We start from the raw sequence: 18,559 nt of genomic DNA, 5'->3' as shown, positions 1-18,559 counted from the left end.
GCGCGCGCTCTTACTTCGGGGGAATATTTATTTGATTTGTTCATGGCTCCATCTTCTCAGATAGTGGAGCCTCCTCAAAACCCGGGGCGGTTCAAACGGGGCGAAAATGGGCGAAGCCCGCCCCGCTGGCGGAGCGTCCCTCTCGACCGCAATGTTAGGAGTGGCCTTAATTTGCACCGCAGATAGCTTCATATTTTTTGCCGAGCGAGCCACATAAAAACTGTGCGTCATACACGAGCCCTTGGATATCAGGCTTTCCTTTGAAGCACATAATTGTGTTGGTTGTGCTCGGCTTTGAAATTAAGAAGGTTTGCCCGCCGTATGTTGTGGTGTTGGCTGTACCGTAGGCAGAATTGCCGTATGCAGTGGCGTTTGCTGTTGTATATGACTGCGTTGGCGCCGTGTATGCGCTGTGCTTCTCGCGTGATTGGCTGTCAATAATTGCGAAATGGGTAAACCCATTTTTAAGCGTAAGTTCTGCGCTGCGTAGCAGCGCCAATTCTTCTGCTCTTTCTGCGCGAGTGTAGCCGTTTCCTCGGAATGACACTCTAAAAACGTTCGTATCCAGCTGTGTTTCGCTGAACCCGCCTCCAAACCCTTTGGGCTTATATGCGGATGCGCATCCAGCGAGTGCCAAAACCAATGTGATTAACGCGATGTTTCGCATCGTTGATACTCCTAACGCTTGAGTTAAGCCGTGCCGCGAAGCGGCATCGGCTTGAACGAATTGTTAGAGGCCACCCCCAAATACACTGGGCGTTCAAGTGCAGCCGCATAGTCCGCTTGACGGATGAATGGCCATACCTCTACCTCCCCCTGCTGCTTGAACCAATTTGCATAGAATCGGTTGGCAAGCCCAAATGTAAACAGGTTGGCGAGCCCAAGAGCAAAGAACCGCATGCCACGGAGCTCCGGCCACTCGTATGGCAAGTCGGTCTTTAGGAAGAGAACCCAACGGGCGACATGAGATTTATCCTTGGGGGACAGTGCGTGCTTGCCACGAAGCCGATGCTCTTCCAAGTCAGAGTACAAGTGCCAGGCACCCTCTTGATAGATCGCCGCAATGGCAGGGTCTGCGGTGTTGAGAGAGGGGAGCCGTATGTCCTCAAACTGGTCATTGGTAATGGTGCCCGCAACCAAGGCTCGAATCGCTTGGGCAAATCTGTCACGTGCCTCGCGGTCAATCATAGTGACCTCTAACGCCTAAGCTCTGCCGCGGCGGCGCGTTAACGCCGACGTCGGCAGGAGCGCATTGTTAGGCGAATTATTCACTCGGCTTTACCTTGCTATTGCGCTTTTCTATTGCCTCACGCTTATTTTCGGGAAGTTTTCCGTAAAGTTCTTCGACTTTCTTGGGATGGCTAATCATCTGATCGGCAATAGAGTTGATGAGGATGAGTAATTGGCTGGCGGTGTCTCTGTCATCGTTTAGATCGATTACGCCAGGATGCACCGCCTCGTTTCCGATTACACGAACTATATCCAATGACTTTTGAACAAGTGGATTCAATCCTTTTGAAACCAGACTTGCGATGTCATCATCAATGTTCTTGCCTTTCTCCCCAAGATGCATGCAGAGTTTTTGCACACAAAGGCGAAGCAACGCTGCTGCACCTCTTGGCGAATCACCAAGAATGCCCCGAGCTTCCTCATAATCCCGAATTATGTGATCAGGAAGGTCGGGATTTGGGAGCACGCCAAGTTTTTCATTTGGGTGGATCAGATTCCCATGAACCCATACAGCGACTTTGTCGCAGTTATAGCACTGACTTAGGTTTAGGTTGTTAACATTTCTATATACGTATTTGCCGTCATTCTTTTCCAGATAGATTAAACCGCTATCCATCTTGTCACACCATTCGAGGAAATTGCGTTTTGCCTCATCTGGAATGTCCTTAGTCTCGGTTATCCGTTTTCGTGTGTTTCCGTCCGGAATATGCGGGGTGGCGTTTTTGTCTCGCGCATTTGCGTATACCTCAAACCAATACTGAGTCGTGTATGCCCCGCAATGCGGACAATCGAAGGCGGTCTCAGTTATCGACGGCGGGGAAGGTTCTCTCGGCATAGCTATTTCCTTACATTCGTCCTATTCGCCTAACGTTCAGTATACACCGCAAGCGGTGTATACTTCTTCACAAGAAGGTGTATAACAAATTTATTATTTGATAACACAATGAATTTAAAAAAAGTATGAATAAAATGCCACCATCTCATGCGCCGACTTCACCCAAGTTACTTGATCAGCTTCGTGACAAGCTGCGTTTAAAGCATTACAGCATAAGGACTGAGGTGCAATATGTCCAGTGGGTACGGCGCTTCATTTTATTTCATGATAAACGGCATCCACAGGAGATGGGGGCCGGGGAGGTGGAGGCTTTTTTGACACATCTTGCTGTATCGGGCAGGGTGGCGGCATCAACGCAGAATCAGGCACTTTCAGCTTTGCTGTTTTTATATCGGGAAGTGCTGGAAATCGATTTGCCCTGGCTTGACAACGTGGTGCGAGCAAAGCGGCCGGCACGTTTGCCGGTGGTGCTGACGCATAATGAGATACAGGCGGTGTTGGGTCGGATGACAGGAGCACATGGCTTAATGGCGCGCTTGCTGTATGGCACCGGTATGCGGTTAATGGAATGTGTACGTTTGCGGGTTAAAGATGTGGATTTTGAGCGAGCTGAAATACTGGTGCGCGATGGCAAGGGGGCAAAAGATCGGGTAACAATGTTGCCGCAAAGTTTGATCCCGGTTTTGAATGAGCATATACGACACCGGCGATTGCTCTACGAGGATGATCTGGCCAAAGATATGGCCGCAGTGTATTTACCGGATGCACTGGAGCGAAAATATCCAAAGGCGGCGACTGACTGGATTTGGCAGTATATTTTTGTTGCCAAGAGCTATTCAGTTGATCCGCGCAGTGGTGTAGAGCGACGTCATCATATGGATGAAAAATTGCTGCAGCGTGCGATGAAGAAGGCAGTGCTGGCAGCGGGAGTGACCAAGCCAGCTACACCACATACCCTGCGCCATTCCTTTGCCACGCATCTTTTACAAGCTGGCTATGATATTCGTACAGTGCAAGAGCTATTGGGGCATAGTGATGTTGCCACCACAATGATTTATACCCATGTACTGAACAAAGGTGGCAAAGGTGTGATCAGCCCGCTGGATCATCTGTAAAACTGATTAATCAGAATGTTTCCAGTTGCCTAACGCTTATAGGCAGTTCAAGGACAAAGTTAGCAAAAGAATGGAAGCTTTTGAGCAAACTTTAAACGCAGAAATGGCAGCACAGGTAGTTTTTTTACAGGCTCCTTAATGGAAATGTGAGAGTGGCTGCTTCAGAAACGCTTGTTCTTCCGGCGTGGAAATTCGTCCCAAAATTTTATTTCTGTGCGGGTAGCGGCCAAAATGGTCAATGATGGCTTTGTGTCGCTGTTCGTAGTAATAGCTTTTTGCCGAGGCAAAATCCTTATGGAGTGCTGCTGCCACGACATGTATCTGCCGCGATTCACTGTGCATATAAGGCAGCAACAGGAAACCGCGTTGCTTCTGATTCAATGACTGCAGTGCGCCGGAAGCGACAGCTTCCTGGGCAAGCGCCAATGCCATGGGATCCTGGGCAAATGCCTGTGGGGTATCACGATAGACATTACGCGAAAATTGATCCAGTACGATGATTTCAGCAAGACGGCCTGTCGCAGTCGTCCGCCATGAAAACAATTCGGCAGCGGCGGCCTGCTGAATCAAACCGGAGAAACGCTGACGAATCAGTTCATCAAAGTTTGCATCAGCAGAAAACCAGAGTTTTTCCTTGATTTCCTGGAACCAGAATGACAGAACCTCTGTGTATATTTTCATTACCATGCTATCGAGTTTCGAAAAGTTAACGTGCAAACCTGATATCTCGAATCACTAAATTATTACACCTGGTTTTAACGCCTCTCAGATGTGTGATCTGGTTCACGGTGCCCTCAAAAACCGGGAAAACCAGATTGTGATTCCAGTGGGGTGCCATGCTTAAAACGATAGAAATTACACTAATTGAACGATGGTTGGGTAGTGGGTTTTCCTATTCAGCTTGGGTTCAGGCTGGGTGTCCTAACATTGGTAGCATCAGGAATCAACCTGAAAAGAATAATACCAAGGAGAAATATCATGAACGTCAAAACCAAAAAACTGATTGGTCTGGCACTAACCACATTATTGACTGCCAGTCTGGCAACACCCTCCTTGGCGCACGCTGATAGAGGACATCATGGCCATTCCCATCATAAGCATAAGCGCCATAAGCATAAGCACCACCACCATCACCATCATGATCATGATCATCATCGGCACTCTAACGGGCATATGCACATCTATAGTCAGCCGCCTGTCTATTATCAGCAACACTACCCGCAATCACAATATAATTACAATTACAACTATTACCCCCCGGCTCCGGTATATGTTGTACCACCCCGAATGAATATGGGGATCAGTGCCGGGAATGTGGATTTTATGTTACGTTTCTGATGCGAAAGGCGAGAGGCAGATCTAAATTAAAAACTTATTCTGCTTCCGCCTGATTTTAATTATCGGCGTGCAAGGATAAGGGTTTATGAATGGATGGCAGCAAGCGTTATTGGTTGTGCTAATCATGATCGCTGCAATATCCGACACCACCGCCAGCCGACCTAATACAGCCAGTGAGCGCAGCAAAGCAGGCAGTTCAGCAAACGGCATTTCGGAACAGCGAGCAATCGCCATCGCACAACAACATTTCAGGGGACGTGTGCTGGCAATCAACCGAACTGATAATCTCTATCGCATTAAAATACTGAGTGACCAGGGCATAGTGCATACCATTCTGATCAATGCACAGAATGGCGCGGTTGTATCCACGCATTAATCTTCAAAGTAAATTTCATGATTCAATTCAACGCATTTTATTGTCACCCTGTGAGACAAGAGGCTTGAATGCGCATTCTGGTTATCGAAGATGAATTCCTTTTGCAAAACCAGATTCGTCAGCAACTGGAAGCAGCAGGTTACATGGTTGATACTTGCAACAATGGCGAAGAAGGGTTGTTTCTCGCTACGGAATACCGTTTGAATGCCGCCATTATCGATATTGGCCTGTCCGGTAAATCCGGTCTGGATGTAATCAAGGCACTGCGACAGCGGGGCAGTCTCCTGCCAATTTTGATTCTGACCGCGCGCAGCAGTTGGCAAGACAAGGTGCGCGGCCTGGAAACGGGTGCGGATGATTACCTGACCAAGCCATTTCAAATGGAAGAACTGCAAGCCCGGGTCAAAGCATTATTGCGCCGTGCCAACGGCATCCCGCAGACCTTGCTGGAATGCGGCCCTATCGCGGTGGATATGACAGCACAACAGGTTTCCATCAATGGTGTAAATATCGAATTAACCTCATTTGAATACCGCTTGCTGGAAGAACTGGTGCGTCATCGTGGTGAAGTGCTTTCTAAACAAATACTTGCAGACGCCCTTTATCCACATGACGAAGATCGAGACAGCAATGTGCTTGAGGTCATGATTGGCAGGTTGCGGCGCAAACTTGATCCCGCTGGTACATTAAAGCCAATTGAAACCATGCGTGGGCGTGGCTACCGTTTCATACTGGAATGTAATAAATCGGCATGATGTCGCTCAATCAGCGTGTCCTGCTCAGTGCAACGCTGGTATTACTGGTTTTTATTGGCGGCATTACGTTTACATTGGATCGCGCTTTCTACGACAGTGCACGCATAGGGGTGAAGGATCGCCTATTTGCAAAACTGTTAATGCTGATGGGTGATGCCGAAGTGGAAGACGGCGAACTGGATGTGCCTGTCAATCAGCTGGATGTGGAATTTGAACACGTCAACTCGCATACTTATGCCTTCATCATCGGCCCTGCCAACACGATCATTTGGCGTTCCATCTCGTCATTGAATAAATCTATTCCGGCTATTGCCCCACTGGGACAGGGAGAAAAAATATTTGAGCAGATCCTGCTCAATGACGAACCACACTTTATCTATCGCTACGGCATCGCTTGGGAAACCTCCTCTGGCGGTTACCCGCTGACTTTCAACGTCATAACCGATACCACGCTGCTTGATGCCCAGATAGAACGTTATCGTGAAGATCTATGGGGTTGGTTGGGTGTCATGGCGGTAGTTCTGCTCGCTGCACAAATGCTGGTATTACGCTGGGGGCTGCTGCCATTACGCAAAGTTTCCGTGGAGCTTGCCGCAATTGAATCCGGTCGACAGGAAAGCCTCAAGGGTATCTATCCCAGAGAGCTTAAACTACTGACTGACAGCATTAATTCCCTGATTACCCATGAACACAAGCAGCAGAAGCGCTATCGCAACGGTCTTGCTGATCTGGCGCACAGTCTGAAAACACCACTTGCTATACTGCAAGGCGCGATTCATGGTGAGGACGAGGAGGTCATCCGGCACAAAACAATTCAAGAGCAAATCGACCGCATGGATAACACCATCCAGTATCAATTACGCCGTGCCGCGACTGCCGGCAGCTCACCAGGCATGGGGTTGATCTTGTTACGCCCGATGATCGACAGAATCATCAACACGGTGACCAAAGCCTATCGCCACAAGCATCCGGATATTACAGTGAACATTGATAACAGCATCCGTCTGCGCATTGACGAAGGCGATCTGATGGAACTGCTTGGGAACTTGATCGACAATGCATTCAAGTGGTGCCGTTACAGCATTCATTTATCTGCCGGTTATCAGGGAAATCAAGTGGAAATTCAAATCAGGGATGACGGCCCCGGTATCCCACCGCATGAAATCGCCCGCATTCTGGAACGTGGTGCGCGTGCCGACCAATCCACCTCTGGCCACGGTATTGGCTTGGCCATAGTACGCGACATCATGCAGGTATATGGCGGTGAATTATTGATTGAAAACCATCCTGTTGGGGGACTCAGCGTCATACTGCACTTCGAAAGAAGCAAATAACAGCCTGCACTCCCAAGATTGGGTGGCATGATCGCATGGTGTGATAACATCATGATGCGTATACATCAGTCAAAGGAGTTTATTGTGCGTACCACGATAGATATTGAGAACGATGTTCTTGCCGCCGCAAAGGAAATTGCCCGTACGGAAAATGTAAGCGTTGGCAAAGTTATATCACGTCTTGTGCGCCAGGCTCTGGCTGGCCATGTTGCCGAAGTATCTTCTCCTGACGATGCCTCTTCTGTAACCGGTTTTCGGCCATTTCCATCGCGTGGCGTAATTGTCAGCAACGAACTTATTAATCGCCTGCGTGATGAAGAAGGTATTTGATGCGCGCTTTGCTTGACGTCAACGTGTTGATTGCCCTGCTTGATGCGGGCCATGTCCATCATGTTCGTGCCAGTCAATGGCTGGAGCAGGAGATCATCCACGGTTGGGCTTCTTGTCCGCTCACCCAAAACGGGTGTCTGCGCATCATGACTCAGCCGGCCTATCCGGAAGCATTGTCACTGGCTGCTGTGGCCAGCCGATTAGCACAGGCTATAGCGCATCCAACCCATGCATTTGTAGCAGATGATTACAGTCTGCTGGATGCAGAACAAGTAAACTGGCAACAAATGCTTGGTCATTGGCAAATTATTGACAGTTATTTGCTGGGGCTCGCTGTACGCCATCATTGCCGTTTTGTCAGCTTCGATTCGCGCCTGAACCCGGACATTGTTTCAGGTGCAAGCCAACAACATATTGTAATTTTATAACTTCCCTTTAAAAACAGAGATCATGATAGCTCAAACGTATGTGCAGAATCTGCTGGATTTTATCGACAAAAGTCCAAGCCCATGGCATGCCGTTGCTTCGATCGAAGCAGAGATCGAAAAATTTCAATTCATCCGGCTTGATGAAACAGCCAGATGGCAGTTACATCCGGGCAGGCGCTACTATGTGGTGCGAGATGATTCCTCAATTATATTATTCGTACCGGGACAGACACCACCGGCAGAATCTGGATTCAGAATTATCGGCGCACATACCGATTCTCCCGGATTGCGAATCAGACCCAATGCCGCAACTGCCAGTGATGGTATTGTCCGGTTGGGGGTTGAAGTTTATGGCGGCCCCATTCTCGCCACTTTTGCTGATCGTGATCTAAGCCTGGCCGGGCGCGTCAGTTATTCCTACGGGCAGGGACATCTTGCACATAAATTAGTGCGTATTGATCATCCTTTGCTGCGCATACCGAACCTGGCAATTCACATGAACCGGGGCGTCAATGAAGAAGGATTGAAGCTGCACAAACAGAATGAATTGTTGCCATTCCTTGCGCAATTGACCAACGATCAACTGCCGCAATCCTGTTTTTTGGCGCTGCTGGAACAGATGACAGGAATTGGTGCTTCACAAATCCTGTCCTGGGATTTGGCTGTTTACGATACACAGAAAGGGGCATTCTGGGGGGCAAACCAGGAGTTTTATACCAATAGCCAGATTGATAATCTGGCGTCCTGTCATGCCGGATTACAGGCAATGCTGGATGATACTGCGCTTAACCATGCCGCAAATACGTTTGTTTGCGCATTTTTTGATCATGAAGAAATTGGCAGTGAAAGCCATATTGGTGCGGGCGGCAGTTTCTTGACAGATTTGTTACAGCGGATCAGCCTGGCCACTTCTCCAGATCACGAAGATGCTGCGCGTGCACTAGCGCAGAGTTTTCTCATTAGTGCAGATATGGCACATGCCTATCACCCCAACTTTCCCTCGGCTTATGATGCAGATCACAAGGTATCCGTGAACCAGGGGCCGGTAATCAAATTCAATGCCAATCACCGCTATAGCTCAGAAAGTATTTCTGCCGCTCATTTCATTCACTGGTGTGAAGCAGCGGATGTACCTTATCAGCGCTATTCACATCGCTCAGATTTACCTTGTGGCAGCACAATCGGGCCAATGACTTCAGCCAAACTGGGTATACGCAGTATTGATATCGGTTGCCCGATGTGGGCCATGCACAGCATCCGGGAGAGCGCGGGCGTGCAGGATCACGAATATATGATCAAAGTGTTGAAACAGTTTTTATTGAGTTAGCGTACCAGCCGCTCCTGATCAGGATGATCCGGCAAACAATCCGCCGGAGCGCTGGACCGTTCTGGAAACGGCTTGATCAATAATATTGCTGTTTCCGGTACAAATGATGGATAACCAGCGTTTTCCCCGGGTGATGCCGGTATAGATCAACTCTCGTGTCAGAACGGGATTCAGTTCGGGTGGTAGCAGCAGGGCACAATGCTCAAATTCCGAGCCTTGTGATTTGTGAACAGTCAGTGCAAAAACAGTTTCGATTGACAAGAGACGACTGGGCAGCACCCAGTGAATACCACCGCTGCCATTTCCTCTGGCAAAGGCAACCCGTATACCCCATTCCAGTTTTCCGGTTGTCCTGTTAGGCGTGGGATAGCTGAGCGCTATCCCGATGTCCCCGTTCATCAAACCAAGCGCATAATCATTGCGGGTGACCAGTACCGGGCGCCCTTCATACCAGATGCTGCCAGGTTTAATCAACTGGTGTCTGGCCAGCAGTGCTTCAATATGCTGATTCATGCCGCTGACCCCAAATGGGCCATTTCTGAGCGCACACAGCAACTGAAAACGGCCGTGCGATTGCAACACCTGATGCGCCCAGGCATCAAATGCAACTTTTTCTGCATCCAGTGGTGGCCGCTCTGCTTTAATGATGCCCAGATAACCCGCAATTCCTTGCGGTGTATCTTTTTCTCCAGATTGGCCGAGCAGGATGGTTGCCAGGCGGCTATCTTCGAGATCAGGTAAATTATGACGGAACAAGTCATCATAGCCTTGCATCCAGATTGTGCGAATGGTTTCCGAATCAGCAGTATTGACTGCACGGGCCAGTTGCCCGATGCCGCTGGCAGCATCAAATCGCCAGTTTGTCCGCAACATCACAATATGCTGGTCAAGTGGCAAGCCGTTTGTATCCAGCAGAACGGGATCAATCTTTTCTCCGGTGGCCGTTTCAACCCATTGGGCAGTTTCAGGCTGGAAATGCCCTTGCTGAGCCCGGTGGCACAAGGCACCCAGCACAGAACCTGCTTCAACAGAAGCCAGTTGATCCTTGTCTCCCAGGATAACCAGGCGAGCGTGAGGGGGCAAGGCAAGGAGTACGGCTGCCATCATTTCCAGATCAATCATGGAGCCCTCATCAATCACCAGTACATCCAGTGGCAACGGGTGGCGTGCATCATGCCGGAACAGCCGGGAATCCGGACGCGAGCCCAGCAAACGGTGCAGGGTTGTCACGTTGCTTGGGATGCTCGTTTTCAGCGTGGTATCGTCCTGAATAAAAGCGGGCAGCTTGTCGATGGCGCCGGTAATGGATTCCTTGAGGCGTGCTGCTGCCTTGCCAGTAGGGGCGGCCAGGCAGATTTTAAGGAGGCATTCCGGATGCTGGATGAGCGCAATCGATTGCAGCAGTGCCAGCAGACGAACTACAGTGGTCGTTTTTCCGGTTCCTGGCCCGCCGGTGATGATACTGAATGCACTGCGGGCAGCAAGTGCACAAGCGATTTTTTGCCAGTCTGTTTGTGTATACGTGGTACCGCTGGGTGGAAAAAGTGCATTCAGTTTGTCTTTGAACTCAATTTCAGGCAACTGGCTGACAATCTGCTGACTACTGGTCAGCCGCTGGTAGATAGCAGCTTCCACCTGACGTTCATAACGCCAGTAGCGGCGCAGATACAGACGAGGGCCAGCAAGCACCAGCGGTGTATTTCTCTCATCCTTGCTGATCAGTTCCGTTTGTTGCGTAAGCCAGCCGGATGCTTTCCAGTCCGCCAGAAGAACGCTGATATGCTGAATTTCTTTTCTGGCAGAGGGCTCATTCTGGCCAGAGGGCAACGACAACGCCGTACAAGGATCGCTTAAGAGATTGTCCAGATCCAGACAAACATGACCTCGCCCCAGTTGGTGACTGACCAGAGCGGTTGCCAGCATCAATACCGGATCCATAGCAGGAACTTCAGTTTTTAAAAAACGTACCAAGGCAAGATCCAGCTCGCGCAGCCAGCCACGGGTAACCCAGCTTTCCAGCAGAGCCAGTATTTCCTGCGGGTTTGTTGCTGGAGTGCTCATGCGCTACCTTCTGTCTTCCCGGCAAATAGCTCATCCAGCGTGTCCATTAACGTTCCCGGGGGGCGTTCAAAATGGACACCGGCTGTGGGTGCATCAATCCCGCGCACGAAGAGACAGGCGGCACCGCCCACATGTTGTTCGTAATTGTAATCGGGCAGACGGGATTTAAGGAGCCGATGCAAGGCAAACAGATAAATGACGTATTGCAGATCGTAACGGTTGGCACGAATCACCTCGTCCATGGCAGCCACAGTGTAATCCTGATCTGTGGCACCGAGCCAGTTTGACTTGTAATCCGCAACGTAATAGCGCCCATCATATTGAAAAACCAGATCGATAAAACCCTTGAGCATTCCGTTTAACTCACTCTGTGTCAGATGCGGGCGCGGGCGACTTGCCAGTGTCTGTTCGATCACGGCGGCATCCAGTAGAGTCAGATCGACATTGCTGGCTTCAGCCCAGAATTCCATCTCGGCTTTAACAACAGTCAGCGTATTGAGGCAAATTCCAATTGAGCCAAACGGCAGGGATGTGGACAGCATGCGCTTGACCCAGTCAACAAGTGGTGCAACCCAGGTTTCCCAGTGGCGCATCTTGCAACGACGCTCAATGGTGTCACGCAAGTCGGTTTCATCACTCGATACAATAGTAAAGCCGGTGTTGGCGACCCATTCCATCAGTTCATGCAGAAAGATGCCCGCCTCAGCTCCTTTGAAAAAATGATGAATGGTCACGCTTGCCGGTTGTTCTGAAACAGGCTGTAGTGAGATGAATGAGCGTTCGAGTTGCTCTTCCAGGAGATTTTCTGCCTGCGGTGTATCTTCCTGAGCTATTCGCGTGGATGGAACATTACCATCAACCCGAAGCGCCGAATAACTGCTGATGCGCCAGTTTTCTCTCACCATCCGCAGCGGGCGGCAAGCCTCACCCGGCGGGGCGGATCGGGTTTCTGCAACGTATTGCTCAAGATTGTTGTCCGGTTTGTCCGTCACACAGAAATCAGGGCGTTCCTGTACAAAAGACTGGAGAGCGTCAAGATATTGTTCAGCCGGGGTAGCTTTCAATCTGAACAAATGACCAACCGCGCTTGACTTGTTCTTGATGGGTGCCAAGCCCATCCAAGTCAGATAGCAGGCACGCGTCAATGCCACATAAAGCTTGCGTACGTCTTCACGGAGGCGTTCCAGATCGGCACGTGCCATGATTTCGGGGTGAGCAGCAAGGGAAATTTTTAATGTGCCCTGATCGTCGTGCCATTTGAGCGGGATATCACTATTTTTGATAGGCCGGGTTATGCAGATGAACGGCAAGAAAACCAGCGGATATTCAAGCCCCTTTGATTTATGAATGGTGACAACTTTCACCAGATCGCTATCGCTTTCCAGACGCAGTTTTTTGCTATCTGCTTCCCCCTCGGGGGCAGCAATTTGCTCGGCCAGAAAACGGATCAACGCATGTTCACCCTCCAGCGTAAAGCTTGCCTGCTGTAATATTTCTGCCAGATGAAGCAGGTCAGTCAGGATGCGTTCTCCGCTCTGGCCGTTGAGATTCTCCTTGAGCGCAAGCAGGCGATCGCCGCATTTAAAATCAACCAGGATGCGGCGCAGCATCGGGAGCACTCCCTGCTTTTGCCATAACTCGCGATAGCCCTTGAATTGAATTACCTGGGCTTCCCACGCCGCTTCATCCGTATTGAGAGCATCAAGCTCTGCTAGCGTGAGGCCCAGCGATGTGGTGGACAGCGCGGCGCGTAGCAGGCGATCGTTGTCAGGTTCAGCACAGGCAGCTAGCCAGCGATGGACTTCGGTTGCCTGACGGGTGGCATAAACCGTGTCCTTATCGGACAAATACACTGAACGGACGCCCCGTTGCAGCAAAGCCTGGCGGATGTTGGCGGCTTCATTTCCGTTATTGACCAAAATGGCTATATCCCCTGGCCTGACTGCCCGGAAAGACATGTCCTGGCCGGCAAACCCGGCTTTTGCGGATTTCCCGTCGTTCAACCAGTCAACGATCCGGGTTGCACAGAGGGCAGACATCTGCTCAATGTAATCGGTTTTTGAGAGTTCCATCTGTTGGGCTGAAACAGCCAGCAGCATGGCGGGCAATGTCTCTCCCTCAATCTGGAATGTATCCCTGCGACCATTGGCTTGAACTTCCAGGAAAGGCACGGGGTTACCATCTCCGGTTCTGAACAGGAATGCGCCGCGAGAATCCGCCTGGTTTTCAACAGATGCAAAGCAATGATTGACAGCATCAACCATCGCTTGGGTTGAGCGGAAATTTGTATTCAGCGTGTAGAGTCGTCCCTCAACTGCTCTCCGGGCCTTGAGATAGGTATGAATATCTGCTCCCCGGAAAGCGTAGATTGCCTGCTTGGGATCACCGATCAGGATGAGTGCACAATCATTTCGATTGCTGGAAATCTCATAAATATATTCAAAAATCCGGTACTGAACGGGATCGGTATCCTGAAATTCATCAATGAGCGCAACCGGAAATTGCTGGCGGATGACTTGAGCCAGCCGCTCGCCATAAAGGCCGGTGAGGGCGGTTTCAAGGCCGGTCAGCAGATCATTGAAACCGATCTGGGAACGGTGTTTCCGAATGGTGTCAAATTTTTTGGCAATCCAGCAGGCAGCATGGCTTAGCAGCTCAATCCTGGGATCGGGCAGGTTATTAAGTGCTTCCTTTAGCACAGGAATTGTGTCGAATGCGGGATGATGGGGGGAGGTACCTTTTTTCCATGCTTTCGCGATCCCTTCCGACGTCAAACGCTCCCAACCCTTACCAATGTCTACGTTATCCATGGCGGGATCATTGGCCCAATCTCTCAGCTTATTTAACCAATTGGTGTACCAGTCAGCACGCAGTTTGCGCCCATCAATCTGGCCGGCTGCCTCAGCAGCATCAAGCAGCGCCTGTAATTCATCTGCCCAAAGTGCCCAAGGTTGTTTGAGCTTGGTCAGTAGATTCTGTTTGTTTTCCTGGCTGGCACTGATAATGGTCGATGGATCCGTAGCAGATAAATCAGGCAATTGATCCACATAATCGAGCAGGGGGGTGACAGCCTTTCCCAGTTCGGTAGGGCTTTTCCAATAACCATTAATCCAGACAATCTCTTCCAGGGTAAGCGGGTAGTAAAAAATCCGCCAATAGTCCCGTACCACTTCTGCCCGTAATTCTGTTTGATCAGTTTCTAGCTCCTGGGTAAAGAGACTTTGGCTATCAAAGGCATGTTCCCGCAGCATCCGGTTGCACCAGCCATGAATGGTCGAGATGGCTGCCTCATCCATCCATTCAGCTGCCAGTTCCAGTTTGCGGGCGCAGGCAGCCCATTCGGCAGGTGAGTATTCGAAGAGCAACTGCTGCAGCGGATCAGTATCGTTCAGTGATTGCGCATTTATTGGGTCAGCTCGAAAGAGGCGGGCGGCTTCTGTCAGACGTGCGCGAATCCGATCGCGTAGTTCCTTGGTGGCGGCCTCCGTAAAAGTTACCACCAGAATTTCTGGGGGTGTCAATGCGCCACCGGAAAAGGCAAATTCCCCCTGATGTCCCAGGATCAGGCGAACGTAGAGCATGGCGATAGTGAAAGTTTTGCCAGTACCGGCGCTGGCTTCGATCAGATGGCTCCCGGTCAAAGGGAGGGTAAAGAGATCAAGTGGTGTGATGTTCTGGCTCATGGTGTGTACTAGCCTTTATTCCGGATTTTTGGTATTTGCCCCAGGTGTGTCGGCATGGTGCATCAACGGCGCGTACAGATCATCACAAAGCTGCGTAAAGCGGCCGTTTGACCACAGTTGTGCAAAGGCTGGATAAAATCGCTGTAGATAGATGCTCTGACTGGCTTCACCAGTACGCTGATAGTCATCTTCATATTGGCTGCGGGCAGTGCCAACAGCCTTTTGCTTACATGCCGCAAGAGGGCCGTTAAAAGGCATCCCTTCTTTTTCCAGCCAGGCAAAACCGGTTTTGGGCGCCAGTGGCAGCGGCGTACACAAGCCGTTAACGTAGGCTTCAATAATCATGTTGAAGTACTGTCTGGCGAGATCCGGCGTCAGTGGATTAATTTGTACCGGATCATTCTTGCCAATGATCCGTGTTGTGATCGGCTGGCCATCGAGATGTGCGGCCAGGTGGAATATCCAAGCAGCAAGCAGTTTGTCATGACGGCATTTGTTATTTTTCAGCAAATCGCTGGAACTCAGTTCGATCCGGCAGTATTTATCACCATTACTTGTATTGCTCGTGTTGCTTGCATCATGCATACAGTAGTGTTGTGTGATGCGCCCCTGCACAGTGATTGCCACACCATTAGTGGTGACGTATGGATACTCAAATATTTGGTCTTCCAGCGGAAATGGCCAACTGGCAATCGCTTCGCGATAACACTTAAACATTTTGTCCAAAGGATCAGCCAGGGTTGCTTTCAGCAAATCTGCCATTCCGCCAAGCGGCAGCTCACCTCGTCGCCGGACGCGATCCAGTTGTTGTTCCACTGCGACTGTTTCGTCATTTTCATGATTGACAGCATCTAGTCGAGCCTGAATCAATTGATCCTGGAGTGACCACTGTTCCAGTCCATTCAGAATGAAAGGCTCGTGATCTTCGCTGGTCAGGTCGTCCATTTCGTAATAAATACCCAGCCGTTCACGGCAGAAGGTTTTGACGGGATCTTTCAAAAAGGCGATCAGCTGTCCGAGCGAGACAGGGCTATTGAAAACAGGCAATGACAAAGAAGGCTCCGTAGCAGCTGGAGCCGCTGGACTGATAAGTTTGCGCTCCCATTCGCGCGCATAGGTGAACAACGCTGAGGTGGCCGGATCCTTGTCAAAATAATCCTGGCTGAAAGCTTGCAACTTGTGTTCAACCGTCAGGGCAGCCAGCAGATCGTTGTCCGGGGAATCCGCCAATTGCCAGCAGGCTGCGATGTGATCCCGCAACTGGCTGACCAGTACGGATGGCGGTAGATCGGAATTATCCAGTATGCTTTTGCCCACCCAGCTGATATGCAGTTTCTCCCGAGCGGAGAGCAGCGCTTCCAGAAACAGATAACGATCATCTTCCCGGCGGGAACGATCGCCCGGGCGTATATCCCGTGCCATCAGATCAAAATCAACGGGTGGGTGGGTACGGGGAAATTCACCATCATTCATGCCGAGCAGGCAGACCATCCGGAACGGAATGGCACGCATTGGCATCAAGGTTGCAAAGGTCAGTTCGCCGGCCATGAAGCGTTGCGCCAGGTTAGGCTGATCAATTTGGGCCAGCCAGTGTTCACGGATAACAGCCAGCGGGATCATTTCGGTAAAACTGGCGGCTGTACAAGCTTCAAGCCAGGCATGCAAGCTGGTTTGCAACTGCAAAAGCAGGGCTGTGTCTTCTGCTGTCTCGCTCTTGAAAAAGCCCTGAAGCAGGAATTGCAACCGCTGGCCCCAAATGGCAGGTGTGGCAGGCTCCGCAAAGGTTTCGGTAAGTGTTTCAAGTTGGATCAGCAACCGGGACAAGGAGCCAGTCAGCGCGGCTTCCAGCCCTGAAACCTCACCATAGGGTTCAATGTCACGCCAACTGTAATCTTCGCGTCCGGTGGGATCACAGCCGACGGCATAGCCCAATAACATACGCTTGAGCCCTTGCGCCCATGTATTTTGCTCAAGACTTTCCTGAATAAATTTCGCGCGATGGCGGGCACTCAACCCCCAGCGGATGTTGGTTTGTCTGATCCATTGATGCAGGCGTGGCAAATCATTAATGCCGATCCCGAAACACTGTCTGACAGCTGGAACGTTAAGCAGATCGAGCAGGTCACTGACAGTCAAGCGTGATTCTGGCACATCCAGCAAAAATTCCAGGGCAAATATAAGTGGCGCTTGCTGGCGTTGCGTGAGATCAGCCATTGAAAATGGAATATAACGCGCATCAGAATGCTCAACTTGTCCAAAAACTGCTTCAATATAGGGTGCATAGGCATTTACATCAGGCACCATCACGATAACATCACGCGGCCGCAGTGTTGCATCTGCATTGAATGCTGCCAGCAGTTGATCATGCAGAATTTCAACCTCGCGCTGTACGCTGTGCGCGCGATGAAAGCGAATTGAGCGATCGCTGGCAGGATCGATTGCCGGCCAGGTATCGCGTGATTCATCCACCGTTCGCAGCAGGCGGATATCGTCCTGCAACTGGTTCAGCAGCGTTGATTCTCCATGGCTCTGAAACAGATCAATCCGCTCGCCGACTTGTTCAAATCGGGCGCGGTAGGCATCAGGTTCATCCAGCTCATCCAGCAGGGCAATGTAATCACGGCCCTGCTTTCCCCACGCAGCTAGTAATGGATGGGCATACAGATGCAAAGCATCTTCCGTGATAGTTGCAGGTGTATTGTTTTTATGAGCATGCCGGTTTGAGGTTCGCCGGGCGTGGTCTTTTTCAGAGAGAAGATTGGCCCAATAATGCTCGCAGGGATTGTGGACGCACAAAAGAATCTGCGTGACAGGCGAGATGGCCAGTAATACTTCCAGCGACTGACGCGGCAGTGAAGACAGACCAAATACAGAAACACGGCGAGGCAGCCCGTCAGGCCGGTTTTTCAGTTTCTTGGCGGCATCCAGAAAACGCTGATGCACAACTGCCCGGCTGCTCTGGCTGGCGACTCCCACGTCTTCAAGCAAAGCGCGCCACAGCATAGCCTGCCAGCAGTGAGTCGCATCGAGCGGGCGAGCAATATGGTGAGTGTTGTACAGTACATGTTCCCCTCTGGCCCAGGCGGCGAGCCAATCGGCACGATAGACCTGGTACTGATCGAAAAGGTCGGCAATTTTTTCAGCCAGCTGGTAGCGCTTGCGAAGATCACTGTCCTGTTCCAGAAAACGTGCCAAGGGTTCATAACCCGGAAGGGGGATAACGTCTGGCAGGAGACGCATCAAGCGCCAGATGAGCAGCGGTTTATCAAATGGGGAGATGTCCGGCACAGCATCAGGCCCCAGCACGGCCCGATAAACCCGCCAGATAAAGCGGGCGGGCAGCAGCATATCGAGTGCTGCCGCAATACCACAACCACTGCCGGGAGTATCTGTTGTATTTGCTGCCAGCGCGAGCTTGAGCCATTGAGCAATCCCGTTGCTTTGCACAAGAATGATTTCATCTTCCAGTGGATCTAGCGAATGTGCCTTGAACCAGTGCACCAGCAACTGCCGCAAAAGCTCGGGCTGATTGCCATGGATAACCATGAAACCGTTTGTAAACTGACCCTGGCCTTCAGGCAAAGCAAAGCTCCCTTTTTATTGTGCTGGAAGTATTGGGTGTATTCCATCCAACTTTGCGATGACGATGATGGCGGTCTACTACAACCTGAAGCGATTGGTCTACTTCAGAGAGACAGAAATCAAGGCCTTTTGATACCCGAAATGGGCCAAATCGCCAATGCCCGG

General features: G+C 50.7%; 15 protein-coding genes. 8 read left to right on the top strand and 7 right to left on the bottom strand.

Annotation, left to right across the window (positions count from 1 at the left end; all coding sequences use genetic code 11):
* Positions 1–166 precede the first annotated feature (166 nt).
* The 3 genes from C8R14_RS08405 to C8R14_RS08395 all read right to left on the bottom strand — a co-directional run bounded on the left by C8R14_RS08405 (position 167) and on the right by C8R14_RS08395 (position 2,065).
* Entirely contained in the window at positions 167–667 is a 501-nt protein-coding gene (locus C8R14_RS08405; protein WP_011634425.1) for a CC0125/CC1285 family lipoprotein, read from the bottom strand.
* A gap of 23 nt (positions 668–690) precedes the next feature.
* Positions 691–1,188, bottom strand: a complete 498-nt coding sequence (locus C8R14_RS08400) for a hypothetical protein (RefSeq protein ID WP_011634424.1) — start codon at positions 1,186–1,188, stop codon at positions 691–693.
* A gap of 76 nt (positions 1,189–1,264) precedes the next feature.
* Positions 1,265–2,065 (bottom strand): DUF4145 domain-containing protein, encoded by an 801-nt coding sequence (locus C8R14_RS08395; RefSeq protein WP_011634423.1) that lies wholly within the window; start codon positions 2,063–2,065, stop codon positions 1,265–1,267.
* 125 nt (positions 2,066–2,190) lie between these two features.
* Between C8R14_RS08395 and C8R14_RS08390 the strand changes: the two genes are divergently transcribed.
* The gene (locus tag C8R14_RS08390; protein WP_011634422.1) at positions 2,191–3,180 is read left to right on the top strand and encodes an integron integrase; all 990 of its coding nucleotides are present in this window, start codon (positions 2,191–2,193) and stop codon (positions 3,178–3,180) included.
* 135 nt (positions 3,181–3,315) lie between these two features.
* Here the strand turns inward: C8R14_RS08390 and C8R14_RS08385 are convergent, their stop codons facing one another.
* Entirely contained in the window at positions 3,316–3,861 is a 546-nt protein-coding gene (locus C8R14_RS08385; protein WP_041353761.1) for a DUF924 family protein, read from the bottom strand.
* Between the two features lie 297 nt (positions 3,862–4,158).
* Here C8R14_RS08385 and C8R14_RS08380 point away from each other — a divergent pair, with 297 nt between their 5' ends.
* The 7 genes from C8R14_RS08380 (at position 4,159) to C8R14_RS08350 (ending at position 9,068) form a co-directional block, all read left to right on the top strand.
* The gene (locus tag C8R14_RS08380; protein ID WP_041353492.1) at positions 4,159–4,518 is read left to right on the top strand and encodes a DUF3824 domain-containing protein; all 360 of its coding nucleotides are present in this window, start codon (positions 4,159–4,161) and stop codon (positions 4,516–4,518) included.
* Between the two features lie 85 nt (positions 4,519–4,603).
* Positions 4,604–4,894 carry a PepSY domain-containing protein gene (locus C8R14_RS08375; RefSeq protein ID WP_011634419.1) on the top strand — a complete coding sequence of 97 codons (291 nt, stop codon included), beginning with the start codon at positions 4,604–4,606 and terminating at the stop codon, positions 4,892–4,894.
* A gap of 68 nt (positions 4,895–4,962) precedes the next feature.
* Positions 4,963–5,649 carry a response regulator transcription factor gene (locus tag C8R14_RS08370; RefSeq protein ID WP_011634418.1) on the top strand — a complete coding sequence of 229 codons (687 nt, stop codon included), beginning with the start codon at positions 4,963–4,965 and terminating at the stop codon, positions 5,647–5,649.
* Entirely contained in the window at positions 5,646–6,983 is a 1,338-nt protein-coding gene (locus tag C8R14_RS08365) for an ATP-binding protein (protein WP_011634417.1), read from the top strand. The genes C8R14_RS08370 and C8R14_RS08365 overlap by 4 nt, the downstream gene beginning before the upstream one ends.
* A gap of 84 nt (positions 6,984–7,067) precedes the next feature.
* A complete protein-coding gene (locus tag C8R14_RS08360; protein WP_041353760.1) occupies positions 7,068–7,313 on the top strand; it encodes a hypothetical protein in 246 nt (81 codons plus the stop codon).
* Positions 7,313–7,741 carry a TA system VapC family ribonuclease toxin gene (locus C8R14_RS08355; RefSeq protein ID WP_011634415.1) on the top strand — a complete coding sequence of 143 codons (429 nt, stop codon included), beginning with the start codon at positions 7,313–7,315 and terminating at the stop codon, positions 7,739–7,741. Before C8R14_RS08360 ends, C8R14_RS08355 begins: the two co-directional genes overlap by 1 nt.
* Positions 7,742–7,763: 22 nt before the next feature.
* Complete coding sequence (locus tag C8R14_RS08350; RefSeq protein ID WP_011634414.1) at positions 7,764–9,068, top strand: M18 family aminopeptidase; 1,305 nt, start codon at positions 7,764–7,766, stop codon at positions 9,066–9,068.
* A gap of 18 nt (positions 9,069–9,086) precedes the next feature.
* On the opposite strand, the gene recD is transcribed toward C8R14_RS08350, so the two are convergent.
* Genes recD through recC form a run of 3 tightly spaced genes read right to left on the bottom strand, consistent with a single transcriptional unit; the run spans position 9,087 to position 18,394 of the window.
* The gene (gene recD / locus C8R14_RS08345) at positions 9,087–11,129 is read right to left on the bottom strand and encodes an exodeoxyribonuclease V subunit alpha (RefSeq protein ID WP_011634413.1); all 2,043 of its coding nucleotides are present in this window, start codon (positions 11,127–11,129) and stop codon (positions 9,087–9,089) included.
* Positions 11,126–14,812 carry an exodeoxyribonuclease V subunit beta gene (gene recB / locus C8R14_RS08340; protein WP_011634412.1) on the bottom strand — a complete coding sequence of 1,229 codons (3,687 nt, stop codon included), beginning with the start codon at positions 14,810–14,812 and terminating at the stop codon, positions 11,126–11,128. Before recB ends, recD begins: the two co-directional genes overlap by 4 nt.
* Positions 14,813–14,827: 15 nt before the next feature.
* A complete protein-coding gene (gene recC, locus C8R14_RS08335) occupies positions 14,828–18,394 on the bottom strand; it encodes an exodeoxyribonuclease V subunit gamma (RefSeq protein WP_011634411.1) in 3,567 nt (1,188 codons plus the stop codon).
* Between the last annotated feature and the right edge of the window lie 165 nt (positions 18,395–18,559).

The sequence above is a fragment of the Nitrosomonas eutropha genome (genome assembly GCF_003201195.1).
GTDB classification, from domain to species: domain Bacteria; phylum Pseudomonadota; class Gammaproteobacteria; order Burkholderiales; family Nitrosomonadaceae; genus Nitrosomonas; species Nitrosomonas eutropha.
The sequence above is the reverse complement of the archived record's forward strand: the minus strand, read 5'-3'. Positions and strand labels throughout refer to the sequence as shown.

What these genes read in the sequence shown, in the direction of transcription:
- C8R14_RS08405 (WP_011634425.1), bottom strand. Translation starts at nt 667, where the DNA reads ATGCGAAACATCGCGTTAATCACATTGGTTTTGGCACTCGCTGGATGC.
- C8R14_RS08400 (WP_011634424.1), bottom strand. Translation starts at nt 1,188, where the DNA reads ATGATTGACCGCGAGGCACGTGACAGATTTGCCCAAGCGATTCGAGCC.
- C8R14_RS08395 (WP_011634423.1), bottom strand. Translation starts at nt 2,065, where the DNA reads ATGCCGAGAGAACCTTCCCCGCCGTCGATAACTGAGACCGCCTTCGAT.
- C8R14_RS08390 (WP_011634422.1), top strand. Translation starts at nt 2,191, where the DNA reads ATGAATAAAATGCCACCATCTCATGCGCCGACTTCACCCAAGTTACTT.
- C8R14_RS08385 (WP_041353761.1), bottom strand. Translation starts at nt 3,861, where the DNA reads ATGAAAATATACACAGAGGTTCTGTCATTCTGGTTCCAGGAAATCAAG.
- C8R14_RS08380 (WP_041353492.1), top strand. Translation starts at nt 4,159, where the DNA reads ATGAACGTCAAAACCAAAAAACTGATTGGTCTGGCACTAACCACATTA.
- C8R14_RS08375 (WP_011634419.1), top strand. Translation starts at nt 4,604, where the DNA reads ATGAATGGATGGCAGCAAGCGTTATTGGTTGTGCTAATCATGATCGCT.
- C8R14_RS08370 (WP_011634418.1), top strand. Translation starts at nt 4,963, where the DNA reads ATGCGCATTCTGGTTATCGAAGATGAATTCCTTTTGCAAAACCAGATT.
- C8R14_RS08365 (WP_011634417.1), top strand. Translation starts at nt 5,646, where the DNA reads ATGATGTCGCTCAATCAGCGTGTCCTGCTCAGTGCAACGCTGGTATTA.
- C8R14_RS08355 (WP_011634415.1), top strand. Translation starts at nt 7,313, where the DNA reads ATGCGCGCTTTGCTTGACGTCAACGTGTTGATTGCCCTGCTTGATGCG.
- C8R14_RS08350 (WP_011634414.1), top strand. Translation starts at nt 7,764, where the DNA reads ATGATAGCTCAAACGTATGTGCAGAATCTGCTGGATTTTATCGACAAA.
- recD (WP_011634413.1), bottom strand. Translation starts at nt 11,129, where the DNA reads ATGAGCACTCCAGCAACAAACCCGCAGGAAATACTGGCTCTGCTGGAA.
- recB (WP_011634412.1), bottom strand. Translation starts at nt 14,812, where the DNA reads ATGAGCCAGAACATCACACCACTTGATCTCTTTACCCTCCCTTTGACC.